Annotated in this window: 8 protein-coding genes; 4 read left to right on the forward strand and 4 right to left on the reverse strand. The window is 69.8% G+C overall.

Annotated elements, in window-relative coordinates:
- Positions 1–47 precede the first annotated feature (47 nt).
- Positions 48–1,424 (forward strand): phosphotransferase, encoded by a 1,377-nt coding sequence (locus MOX01_RS18340; RefSeq protein ID WP_230977840.1) that lies wholly within the window; start codon positions 48–50, stop codon positions 1,422–1,424.
- Here MOX01_RS18340 and MOX01_RS18345 read toward each other — a convergent pair.
- Together MOX01_RS18345 and MOX01_RS18350 are read right to left on the reverse strand one after the other, a co-directional pair.
- Positions 1,370–4,894 carry an ATP-dependent helicase gene (locus MOX01_RS18345; protein ID WP_230977839.1) on the reverse strand — a complete coding sequence of 1,175 codons (3,525 nt, stop codon included), beginning with the start codon at positions 4,892–4,894 and terminating at the stop codon, positions 1,370–1,372. The two genes, MOX01_RS18340 and MOX01_RS18345, sit on opposite strands and share 55 nt — an antisense overlap.
- On the reverse strand, positions 4,891–8,118 hold the full coding sequence (locus MOX01_RS18350) for an ATP-dependent helicase (RefSeq protein ID WP_141370992.1): 3,228 nt from the start codon (positions 8,116–8,118) through the stop codon (positions 4,891–4,893). Before MOX01_RS18350 ends, MOX01_RS18345 begins: the two co-directional genes overlap by 4 nt.
- Before the next feature lie 172 nt (positions 8,119–8,290).
- Between MOX01_RS18350 and MOX01_RS18355 the strand changes: the two genes are divergently transcribed.
- Positions 8,291–8,515: a DUF3107 domain-containing protein gene (locus tag MOX01_RS18355; RefSeq protein ID WP_045263100.1), complete on the forward strand. Its 225-nt coding sequence runs from the start codon at positions 8,291–8,293 to the stop codon at positions 8,513–8,515.
- A 7-nt stretch (positions 8,516–8,522) separates the two neighbouring features.
- On the forward strand, positions 8,523–8,810 hold the full coding sequence (locus MOX01_RS18360) for a hypothetical protein (protein WP_046749550.1): 288 nt from the start codon (positions 8,523–8,525) through the stop codon (positions 8,808–8,810).
- Between the two features lie 36 nt (positions 8,811–8,846).
- Here MOX01_RS18360 and MOX01_RS18365 read toward each other — a convergent pair whose 3' ends face one another.
- Positions 8,847–9,560 carry a ferritin-like fold-containing protein gene (locus MOX01_RS18365; RefSeq protein WP_058631835.1) on the reverse strand — a complete coding sequence of 238 codons (714 nt, stop codon included), beginning with the start codon at positions 9,558–9,560 and terminating at the stop codon, positions 8,847–8,849.
- A gap of 196 nt (positions 9,561–9,756) precedes the next feature.
- Between MOX01_RS18365 and MOX01_RS18370 the strand changes: the two genes are divergently transcribed.
- A complete protein-coding gene (locus tag MOX01_RS18370) occupies positions 9,757–11,277 on the forward strand; it encodes a DEAD/DEAH box helicase (protein WP_058631852.1) in 1,521 nt (506 codons plus the stop codon).
- Positions 11,278–11,353: 76 nt separating this feature from the next.
- On the opposite strand, the gene MOX01_RS18375 is transcribed toward MOX01_RS18370, so the two are convergent.
- Positions 11,354–12,268: a DUF817 domain-containing protein gene (locus MOX01_RS18375; RefSeq protein WP_141370995.1), complete on the reverse strand. Its 915-nt coding sequence runs from the start codon at positions 12,266–12,268 to the stop codon at positions 11,354–11,356.
- Positions 12,269–12,316 lie beyond the last annotated feature (48 nt).

A 12,316-nucleotide genomic window follows, 5' to 3' on the forward strand; every position in this document is an offset into this window, starting at 1 on the left:
GGCGTGGCGGAGGCGGGACCGCCCCTGAGCCGACCTAACCTGGGGGCATGGGACGCTCTCCTTTCACTCTAGCCGCGGCAGTGACCGCCGCACTGCCCGGGGCGGAGGTCACGGGTGCCCGTGGTCTGAGCGCGGACGGCGAGGGCCGGTTCGACTCGGCCATCGCCACCCTGGCCGATGGCCGTGAGCTCGCGATCCGCGTCGCAGACGACGACGAGACGGCGCGCGAACTCGCCGCCGAGGCGATCGCGCTTCGTGCTCTCACCGACGGCGCTCGAGCGATGCTGCCGTTCCGGGTGCCGGCCTACATCGGGGAGACCCGACTCGGCGAGGGACGCGCGCTCGTCACCGAGCTGCTGCCCGGGTTCCAGATCGACGCGGCCCACGTGCCGGCGGGGCGCGGCGCTGCCTCGTCGATGGGGTCAGCGATCGCCGCGGTGCACAGCATGCCCACCTCGGTGGTCCGCGGGGCGGGACTGGCCACACGCACGGCCGAGGAAAGCCGCGCCGAGCTGGATCGCCTGATCGACACGGCCGCATCGACGGGGAGGGTTCCCGCGCGTCTCACCGTGCGATGGCGCGACGCCGTCGCCGACGACGACCTGTGGCGCTTCGAGTCCACCGTCGTGCTCGGCGGCTTGCAGTCGACGTCCTTCCTGTTCGAGGACGACCCCGAACGCGGCCCCGAAGTCATCGGGCTCCTGGGCTGGCATGGACTGTCGATCGGTGATCCTGCGGTCGATCTGTCGTGGCTCTCCGCGGCACCCGAGGCGTCCGACGATGTCCACGCCGCGTACTCCGGCGCACTCGACCGCGCACCGGACGCCGGCCTCGAAGTGCGTGCTCGTCTGCTCGCCGAGCTCGAGTTCGCACGGTGGCTCGTGCACGGCGACGCCATGCATCGACCGGATATCGTCGACGACGCGGCCGCGCTGCTCGAGGCTCTCGCCGAGGGTCTGCGTACCGATGACCTGAGCGTGATCGATGCCCGCAGCGCCGGAGTCGACTCTGCCATGGACGCACTCGACCGCGTGCCCCGAGACGCCGTGACCGAGGTCGACACGTCGATGCAGACCGACGCCTACAACCCCGAGGAGCTGTGGATCGACGTTCCGGCCGAATCGGAGGAGGGCGCGACCGACGCGACTTCCACCGATGTCGTCGAACCTCTTCGCAGCGGTGCCGACGGCCAGGGACAGGAGCGGGACGACAGCTCCCACCGCGCCGGGATGCTCGATCTCGAGACCGAGGACCTCTCCGAGGCTCGGAGCATCTTCGCCGGCAGCCGCAGCACCGATGCCGGGGACAGGCATGGCATTTCCGGGGCGCAGTCGGAGACCGCGTACGACGAGGATGACTCCGAGGAAGCTCAGCGCGCCGCGCGAGCGGCACTCCAGCGTTGGAAGAGCTCTTCCTCCGAGTAGATCCGATCGCCGCGGATGATCAGGTCGTCGGCCACGTAGTACAGCGCGACATCGATCTCCTCCAGCGGTACGTCGAATCTGCGGTGGTACGCGAGACGGTAGAGCGCGAGCTGCAGCATGCGCTCCTCCCGCTCGGCGGCGGTGCGCGGGGCCTTGCCGGTCTTCCAGTCGACGATCTCGACGCGGCCGCCGCGGTCGGCGCGCCGGTACACGGCATCGAGCTTGCAGATGACGATGTGACCGCCCGCAGCCTCGTCCGCGGAGAGGCCTGCACCGAGCACGAAGTCGATCTCGATCTCGACGGCGATGGGCTGCAATCCTCCCCACTCGCTGCGCTCGAACGTCGCCTGCAGCACGGCGAGGTCGGCGGCGTCGGCGGTCGTTCCGCGCCCCTCCCCCGACGCCCTCGTCAGGTGCTCGGCCTCGATCGGTGCCTCCTCCTCATCGAGCTCCCAGAGCGCCTCATCCACACGGCTGCCGACGCCCACGAGCTCGGACCGCTGCTCCACCCAGGCGTGGAACAGCGTGCCGAGGCGGGTCTGCCGGTAGGGCCGCTCCGGCATCGGCCTGACGATCGACGAGAGGGTTCCGGAGAAGTCGGTGACATACTCCTTGAACCTCGAGGCCGGCACGCGCGTCGGCGCTTCCGCATCGGCACCGCGCTGTCTGGCCGCACGCTCGGCGAGCAGACGAGCGAGCTCGATCGAGGGTTCTGTCGTTCCCCGGAGCGTGGCCTCTTCGACAGCCGCTGCCGCCGCGGACACGACACCCCGCCGAGCGCCCAGCGGGTCGAGGGGCCAGCGGAGCGTGGAACCGGGGCCCTCGTACGGATTGTCGTCCGGATCGACCTGATCGATTTCCTCGAACCCCTGCGCCTCGATGGCTTCGAGCAGATAGGGACTCGGCGTGCGCGGGGACTTCTGCCCCGCCCAGTGGGAGCCGCTCAAGAGCAGATCGGTCCGCGCACGGGTGACCGCGACATACGCCAGACGTCGCTCTTCCTGCTGCTGATACGCCCGGTACGCGTCTTTGAAGCGCTTGATCGCGCCCCCCTGCGGATTCGCCTTGGTCGCGCCGCCGGAGAGCGATGCCTGCGCGAGCTTCTGACGCTTGACGGGGTCGGTCTCGTCGCCCATCGCCCCGACGGGGTCCCACTCGAAGCGGGGTAGCGCATCTCGGTCGCCGCGCAGAGCGAAGGGAACGACGCCGAACCCGAACCACCCTGAGGTGTCGGAGACACGGCTCGGAAGCTCGTCGACCACGAGTCGGACGACGGCGACGGCATCCCACTCCAGGCCCTTCGAGCCGTGGATCGTCAGCAGCTGCACGACGCCGGGTTCCGGCGGCTCCGGCCGAGGCATGAGCTCGTCCGTGCTCTCCGCCTTGTCGAGCCAGGCCAGCAGACTGCCGATGCTCCCCCGGTCGTCGGCGGCGAGGAAGGCCCTGACCTCGTCGGAGAACGCGCGCAGCTGCGTCGCGGCGATCCGGGCAGGCCCTCTGGTCTCGTTCGCCGCCAACTCGATGTCCAGCCGTAGTTCGAGCTCGATCAGGCGGATCAGCTCCGGGATCGGCTGCGAGGACGCTCGTCGCAGACGCTCCAGCATCTCGCCCGCGGCGCGCACGCGTGCCCGCCCGTCCGGGGTGATCGCTTCGAGCAGTCTGTAGTCGTCGCGCACGGCCCTGACCACGTCGACGGCGTCGATGATCGACACCGCCTCGTCGGCGCCCCGCGACCCGCGCAGCCGCGAACGGATCTCCTCAGGCAGCGGAGCCATCGCGGGGTCACGCTCCGAGAGCGTGCGCCCGAGGTCGTAGAGCGCCGCCATGTCGGCCACCCCCACGCCGAATCGCGGCCCGGTGAGCAGTCGGATGAGCGCCGATCCCGCCGTGGGGTCGTGCACCACGCGGAGCGTCGAGACGACGTCGACGACCTCCGGCGTCGCCAGCAGTCCGCCGAGACCGAGGATCCGATGCGGGATCCCCCGGGCTGCAAGCGCAGCCGCGAACGTCTGCATGTGCCGCTTCGAGCGGAACAGGATCGCGCCGGTGTGCGGCTTCGTCGCGTGTGCCGCTGCCGTGTCGCGAGCATCGTGTGCCGCTCGACGCTCGGAGAACCACTCCGCCACGGCTGCTGCCTCCTCGTCGACCGTGAAGGGGTACTCCACGGTCACGGTGCCCTCTCCCGCCCCAGGACGGGGTTCGAGCGGGGGCACGTCGAGCCCGGGCCGCTGGAGCGGCTCGAGCACCCGGTTCGCGATCCCGAGGATACGGCGGTCGTTGCGCCAGCTGGTCATGAGGCTGTAGGTATGCGCCGCGCCCGTGCTCGAGAACGTGCCGGAGAACGCGTAGAGATTGTCGGCGCTCGCCCCTCGCCAGCCGTAGATCGACTGGTGCGGGTCGCCCACGGCCATCACCGCCGAGTCACGGAAGAGCTCCGCGAGGAAGCGGGTCTGGATGACCGACGTGTCCTGATACTCGTCGAGCAGCACCACGCGATGCTGCTCGCGGAGCTCGGCGCGCACATCGGGCGCCGACTCGACGATGTCGTACGCGCCGCCGACCTGATCGGCGAAGTCGAGCACGCCGCGACGATGCTTCTCCGCGATGTAGTCGCGCACCAGGCTCGACAGCGTCGGAAGACTGAGCAGGTTCACGGCCGCCTTCTCGACATCGCCGTTGCTCCGGTAGGGCTCGAAGGCGAGGGCCTGCTCCCGGGCGATGCGCTCGGCGAGATCCAGGTCCACACGGTGGTCGAGGGCGTCTCCGGCGAGCCGCTGCACCGCATCGATGACCGTGCCGAGCGCGAAGTCGATGTTCTCCAGCTCAGGGAGATCGCTGCGCAGCACGACCTCGCGCGCGAGCATCCAGGAGGCCGCCTGGCTGAGCATCGCCACGTCGGGGTCTCGCCCGATGCGTGCAGCGTGCTCGCGGACGATGCCGTCCGCGAAGGCGTTGTAGGTCGAGACCCGAGGCCGGATCACCAGGTCCTCCGCCGCCCGAGGGATCACCGGGTCCCACCCGGTCCCGCGCTGGTCGGCGAGCTCGTCGAGCACGTGTGCACGGACCACCTCGCGCTGGCGGCCGGGCGCCGCCTCCTCCACCCTGCGCAGTGATCCGTCCGCCACGATCGCCGGGAGATGGGGCAGGAGTCCACGACGACCGTACTCGTCGATGACCGCGAGCCGATGGCCGATCCGCTCCGCGAGCTCACCCGCAGCCTTGCGCGTGAAGGTGAGGCCGAGGATCTCGTCGCGGCGCACGTGCCCGTTGGCGACGAGCCACACGACGCGCCCCGACATCGTCTCGGTCTTCCCGCTGCCGGCACCCGCGACCACGAGCGCAGGTTCCGGGGGCGCCTCGATCACACGTTGTTGGGCGGGGGTCGGCGAAGGCTGGCCCAGCGCGGCGGCGATGTCGGTAGCGGAGATCGAGGCGCCGGCGCTCCACCATGCGCCGTTCTCCCCCGTCACGAGCTCACCGCCGGCACCGTGTGAATACGGCAGGGATGCACCCGACGCTGGGTGTCGGCACAGTGCGATTCGACCTGCGCTGTGAAGCTCGAAGCCGACATGCCACGCGCCGCATCCGATACGCGCATCAGGAAGGCCGAGCGCGACTCGTCGTCGAGCGTGTGCTGATGGGCGATGCGGTAGTCGCTCTTCGCGAGGGTCTTCGAGACGATCACGAGCCGCGCTCCGGCGAGTGAAGCCGGCGGCGCCCCCTCGACGAGTCCCTGCTGCACCGCGATCTGATAGGCGGCCAGCTGCGCATGCTCGAGCACGCCGGAGTCGGATTCCGGATCGTTCTTGCCCGTCTTCAGATCGACGACGACCGTCGGGCCCTCCGGACCGCCCGACATGGGCTGCCATCCGCGGCCTCGCGCCGCCGCATGCTCACCCGCGCCGGCGGGGTAGGCCTCCACCCGGTCGATGTAGCCGTGGATGATCGCCTGATTCGCCCTGCTCTCCCCCACCGCATGCACGGTCGGCACGACATCCTCGTCCTCGCCGCTCGCCCCCGCCACGTCGACGGCGAAGCGGAACTCGACCTCGCTGCCGATCACCCTTCCGCCTTCCCGACGGACGTCGCCCAGGTAGGCGTGCAGCCTGTCGACGAGCAGATCGGCACGGCGTCGCTCCTTGCGTCCGATCCATTCGGTCTCGAAGTCGAGCTCCGGCCACTGCTCGGCCACGATCGCCCGCATCTGCTCCAGGTCTCCGTCGGGAACCCGCTCCATCGCCTCGTGCACGATCGTGCCTATGCCCGCCGTCGGCGGCATCACGGTGTCGCCGCCGAGTGCCGAGACGACCCAGTTGAGACCGCACTCCTCGTAGGACTCCATCTTCGAGGGCGAGACCCGCGCACCCGTGACCGCGAGGTCGCGCAGCGGCGCATCGGTGGAGACGGGCGTCACTCCGTACCATTCGGCGGGGTCCGCACCCGGGACCCCCTCGCGGGCGAGGACGGCGAGCTGCGCAGCGGCGACTCGCCGCACGGGTTCGGCGGATGTCGTGGTGAGGGCGCGTCGGTGCCGTGCGACCAGGCCTCGCAGGGTGAGCGGATGCTCCGCCGAGGCATGCCGCTCAGGCGGCTCGGGAGCGGGCAGGAAGCCGAAGAACGGACTGGGAGTCAGATCGTCGTCGTCCACCGCAGTGATCAGGAGCCGATCGCGCGCACGTGACACGGCACGGACGAACAGACGCAACTCGTCGTGGAGCGCAGCCCGTCGCCGGTCGAGGACGCCCGGCGGCTCGATCGCCATCCCCGTGCGGACGGCCTGGATCGCGTCGGGCAGACGCCACGTCTGCAGCAGTCCACCGCGAAGGCGCACATTCGGCCAGATGCCGTCCTGCACGCCGGCGACGACGACCGCATCGAACTCGGTGCCGAGCGCCGTCGCAGGGGTCAGCAGCGTGACCTTTCCCGGCCGATCGGGAGTCGACAGCGAGTCCTCGGGAACTTCGCTGTCGAGGATGTCCCGCACGAACACCTCCGGCCTCTCGTTGGGGGTGCGTTCGACGAAGCGCTTGGCCGCGTCGAACAGCGACACGAGCGCGTCGAGCGAACGCGCGGTCTCCGCCCCCGTCGGCAGCAGCGAGATCTCGCGCCAGGCGACCTGCAGTCGACGCCCGTCGACGGCTCGGGCCTGGTCCCACACCCGCCAGAGCAGGTCGTGGATCGTCTCGCCGGCATCCGCACCGCTGGCGAGAGCCTGGATGGTCTCGGCGAACCTCTCCGCAGTGCGCGACTCCGGAGCGTCGATGAGAGTGAGGTGGGCAGGATTCGCCATCGCCTGCCGCAGCAGCTCCCGCGCGGGGGTGGAGCCGCCCTGCTCGAGCTCGACGTGTCGGAGCCGGGCGCGCAGGCGCCGCAGCCCGATGGCGTCCATCCCCCCGAACGGGGTGCGCAGCGCCTCCTCGAGCGCGGTCGAGGTGCGCTCTTCGACGGGCGTGAGAGCCAGACGAACGATGCCGACGATGTCGCGCACGATCCCCTCGCTGCCGAGCGGGCGCTGCACACCGGCTGCGCGCGTCGGGATCTCCCTGGCGGCGAGCTCGGTCTCGAGCGTGGTCACCTGCCGGGTGTCGTGGGCGATGACCGCCATCCGATCCCACCGGATCCCTTCGGAGAGGTGCCATTCGCGCATGACACCGGCGATGCGATCGAGCTCTTCGTAGGGAGACGGTGCGATGAACGTGGAGACTCCGGCGTCGACGTCATCGGCCGTCGCCGGCACAGGCGCCCGCCGATGCTCGACCCGCCCCGACACTCCGATCGCCTGCGTCACCGTGCGGGTGAGCGCCGTGAGCGCCGGACGTTGACGATGGGGGCCATCGAGCACGTGCACATCCCCCAGCACCCCGGCGAGCTGCGCGAACAGCTCGGGGCTGGCTCCGCGGAAGGAGCCGGAAGAGATATCCGGATCGCCGAACGCCAGCACGGCGATCCCCCGACTCCGCAGGGCCTTCACGACCGATATACCGCCGCGGGTGAGCTCTTGAGCGTCGTCGATGAGCACCACGCGCAGCGGTGCCAACGGGCCGAGAGTCGCCGGATCGGCCGCGTGCAGGATGGCGCTCGCCTCGCTGAGCAGGTCGGCGGCATCGCGATGTGCGGATCTGAGGGCGTCGAGCACGGCTCGGTACTCCTCGAGGAACTCCGCCGTCGCCGCCCACACGGCGTTGCCCGATGCACGAAGCTCCGCAGCGTCCACCCCGAGCTCGGTGCACTCGGCGAGGAAAGCGCGCAGCTCGGAGCGGAATCCCTTCGACGCCCGCACCGACGCGCTCAGGCTCTCCGGCCACGGGATGCGCATGTCCTCCGCGTCACCGGCGAGCAGCTCGGCGATGATGCGGTCCTGATCCGCGCCCGTCAACAGCGCCGGCGGTTCGGACCCCTCCTTCACCATCGCCCCCCGCACGAGCTGGAAGGCGAACGAGCCGAGCGATCTCGCGAGCGGACCCGGCGTGGCCTGCCCGATCCTGACTCCGATCCGGTCGCGCAGCGCCGTCGCCGCCTGACGGTTCGGGGTGAGGGCGAGCACCTCTTCTGGGCGCAGGGCGTCTGCATCGAGAAGGTGGACGACGCGGTCGATGAGGGTGCGGGTCTTCCCCGTTCCCGGTGCGCCGATGATGACACCGGACGCGTGCGACTCCGCGGCGATCACAGCACGCTGAGCGGAATCCGGTGTCATGACACCAACGCTATCCGGACGCGCGGACATCACCGTCCTCACCCGCCTGAGGCCGCCCGCAGCCATGGTGCCTTCCCCCTGTGCGCTCACGGCGAAACAGGCCGCGACCGCCGATCCCGGCCTGTACTCCCGGGGTAGAGTTGGCGCAGTCCCCGAACTTCAAGGAGCACGCGTGGAAATCCGCATCGGCATCATCAACACCGGCCGTGAACTGAGCTTCGACACCGGCGCAAGCGCCGAAGAGGTGCGCACCCAGGTCGCCACCGCCCTCGAGCAGAGCGCGTCGCACGTGAGCTTCGCCGACGTGAAGGGCAACTCCTACATCGTCCCGACCGCGAACCTCGCGTACATCGAGCTGGGAACCGAGGAATCCCGCCGCGTCGGCTTCGTCGCCTGACCCGACGATGTACATCCTCCTCGCACTCATCGGCGCGTGCGCTCTCGGGATCGCCGCACATTTCCTGATCGGCGGTCGTGAGCTGCGCGGTGTCGCTCTGACCCCCGCCATCGCGACCGCGGTGGCTGCGGTCCTGTACACCGCGCTGCAGTGGGCGGGCGTGGGCGAGGACAGCATCTGGCTGTGGCTCGCGAGCGTCCTCGGAGCCCCCATCGTCGCCGCACTGGCGACCGTGGCGATCACCGGGATGCGCAAGCGCGCCGACGCCCAGAAGCGAGTCGCGCTGGGAATCTGACCGCCGTGAACCGACCGCGCGTGTGGCGATGTCGGGTCAGGACGCGAGTCCCATGGCGTCCATGCGCCGTGCGTGAGCGCCCATGAGCTCGGTGTACACCGGCTCGATCCGCTCCTCGTCGACGTCGAGACGCTCCGGCCGCAGCGCCGAGCGACAGACGAGGATGGTGTCGCCGACGAGACGGCGGGCCCACATCGACAGCAGCGACCGCCACTCCTCATCGCTCTCGATGGTCTCCTGCACGATGGCGACGATCTCGTGCCTGGCATCGTCCTCGCGCAGGATCTGCGCCACGCGGTGCCCGGTCTCCCCGTAGCTGGAGGCGAGCGCGAGGTAGAAGTCGTCCAACATCCCTGCGGTGATGTAGACGGCGAGCAGCGTCTCGCGAGGGCGGGCGCCGATGGTCTTCCGACGGAACGCATCGAGGTTCTCCCGGAACGGCAGCATCAGCTGCGTCGGGTCGTCCCCCCGCTCCGCGATGAGCTCCACGATCCCGCGGTGCTTGGTGAGCGCGGCTCCGGCTGCGCGCGAGAGCGACTCCTTCTCGGAGAGCTCGGGTGTGGCGCGGATGAGACGCGTCAGCGTCTCGAAGTAGCCCAGCTGCAGATAGGCGGCCTGTCCGAGGAAGCGGTTCAGCTCGGGGGCGAGCTCGGCGAAGTCGATGCGCGTCGCATCTCCCTGCTCTCCCCTGCCGCGCAAGGCGAGGGTGCGTCGCGGCGCCGCATCGCGCTGCCAGAACCACTTAACCACGAGGTCGTCCTCCCGAGTCCACCACGACGTTCACAATACTCGTGCGGAAGCCCTCTTCCCGGCCTGCGGCACCCCTCGGGTAGGCTGGGCGTGTCCCCGCCGTCGGAGCGGGGCCCCGCGCCTGTGGCACAAGAGACGGCGTGGATCCGTGAACGTGGCGATCCCGCAGGGTCGCCGGACAGGCAATCTGAACAAAGTGACAACTTTCGCCGATCTCGGCATCGATCAGGACATCGTCGACGCACTCGCCGCCAAGGGCATCGTGGACGCGTTCCCCATCCAGGAGCAGACCATCCCCCTCGGCCTTCCCGGCCAGGACATCATCGGTCAGGCCAAGACGGGAACCGGCAAGACCTTCGGCTTCGGCATCCCGGTCGTCCAGCGTCTCGGCAAGGACCCGGAGCACGGCGTCAAGGCGCTCATCGTGGTGCCGACCCGTGAGCTCGCGGTGCAGGTGTACGAGGACATCGACCTGCTCACCAGCAACCGCTCCACCAGCGTCGTCGCCATCTACGGCGGAAAGGCCTATGAGGGCCAGATCGACCAGCTGAAGGCGGGCGCGCAGATCGTGGTCGGCACCCCCGGCCGACTGATCGACCTCGCCGGCCAGCGCCTGCTCGACCTCTCGAACGCGACCGAGGTCGTGCTCGATGAGGCCGACAAGATGCTCGACCTCGGCTTCCTCGCCGACATCGAGAAGATCTTCCAGAAGGTGCCGGCCGTCCGCCACACGCAGCTGTTCTCCGCGACCATGCCCGGTCCGATCGTCGCCCTCGCGCGTCGCTTCATGTCGAACCCGATCCACATCCGCGCCAACGACCCCGATGAGGGCCTCACGCAGGCCAACATCAAGCACCTCGTGTACCGCGCTCACTCCATGGACAAGGACGAGGTCATCGCCCGCATCCTGCAGGCGGAGGGGCGCGGCAAGACCGTGATCTTCACCCGCACCAAGCGTGCGGCGCAGCGGCTCGTCGACGAGCTGAGCGACCGCGGTTTCAACGTCGGCGGCGTGCACGGAGACATGGGCCAGGACCAGCGTGAGCGTTCGATGGCCGCCTTCAAGGCGGGGAAGAAGGACGTGCTCGTCGCGACCGATGTCGCCGCTCGAGGCATCGACGTCGACGACGTCACCCATGTGATCAACCACACCATTCCGGACGAGGACAAGACGTACCTGCACCGCGCCGGCCGTACCGGCCGCGCGGGCAAGACCGGGATCGCGGTCACCTTCGTCGACTGGGAAGACCTGCACAAGTGGGCCCTCATCAACCGGGCCCTCGAGTTCGGTCAGCCCGAGCCCATCGAGACCTACTCGTCGAGCCCGCACCTGTACGAGGACCTCGACATCCCCCAGGGCACGAAGGGCCGCCTGGTGTCGGCGCCCAAGACGGAGTCCGTCAAGACCGAGCGCAGCCGTCGCCCCGAGCGGGCGACCGACGCCGCGGCGGAGGGCACCGACGAGAGCGGTACCCGTCGTCGCCGGCGTCGCCGCAACAGCTCGACGCCCGTGGGCTCGACGTTCGCCGAGGGCGCCGCGTCGTCGTCCAGCGGCGAGGGAGAGACCGCGCCATCGTCCGATCGCGGAGCCGAGGGCGCAGGGACCCACGATGGCGCTGGTAAGGAGCACCACGACGGCAAGCCGGCTCCCGCACGCCGTCGCCGCCGTCGCCGCGGGGGTTCCGGGGCAGGGGCCGCTCCCGTCGCGGGAGCCTGAGTCGTCACACCGAGAGGGCGCATGGGTCGGGAAATCCCCCGAACCATGCGCCCTCTCGCATGCACGGGCGACGACGTCAGGCGCGACCCTCGCCGCCCCCTTGCACTCTCCTGGCGGTTCCGCTCCCCGTCGTACGCAACAGCGCTCCGGGAACCTGCGGCGGATACACCCAGGCCACCAGGACGACCGAGATGATCATCAGCAGGAACCACGAGCTCAGCTTGCTCAGCGAGACCGGTTGCCACCCTCCGGCCTGATCCGGATAGGCCCACGCGCCCGCCCAGGTGCCGATGTTCTCGGCGAGATAGATGAACACCGCCACACCCGCGAAGACGGCCAGCAGGGGAAGGCGGATCGTACGCCGCCAGACGCGCGCGTGCATCACGGTCGGCAGCCACAGCAGCACCACTCCGACGAGCAGCACCCACCGCGCATCCCACCACCAGTGGTGCGTGAAGAAGTTGACGTAGATCGCCCCGGCGAGGATCGCCGTCATCCAGCGTCGCGGATACCGCGTGAACCCGAGATCGAACAGCCGGTAGACGCGGACCATGTACGACCCGACCGCCGCGTACATGAAGCCGCTGAACAGCGGGACCCCGCCTATTCGGAGGATCCCGTCTGCGGCATACGCCCACGAACCCACATCGGTCTTGAACAGCTCCATCACGGTGCCGGTGATGTGGAACAGGACGATGACCCACAGCTCACGGCCGCTCTCCAAGCGGAAGACGAGCATCGCGATCTGGATCAGCACCGCAGCGATCGTCAGCGCGTCGTTGCGGGCCAGCGCCGCGTCGTCGGGATACCACAGGCGCGCGGCGACGATGAGGACCAGGAGCGCTCCACCGAAGATGCACGCCCACGCCTGCTTGACCACGAACACCGCGAACTCGATGAGTCCGGCGCGGACACCGTTCGACGGGGCGTCACGGAGGAGCCGGTGAGCCCACGCGTCGACGCGCCGCTCCAGGGAAGTCGCTCGCTGCATGCCTCGGACGGTATCGGTCCGGTTCGACAGCCCGCAGGGAAGTCGCCG

This window comes from Microbacterium oxydans (assembly GCF_006540085.1).
Lineage (GTDB): Bacteria > Actinomycetota > Actinomycetes > Actinomycetales > Microbacteriaceae > Microbacterium > Microbacterium oxydans.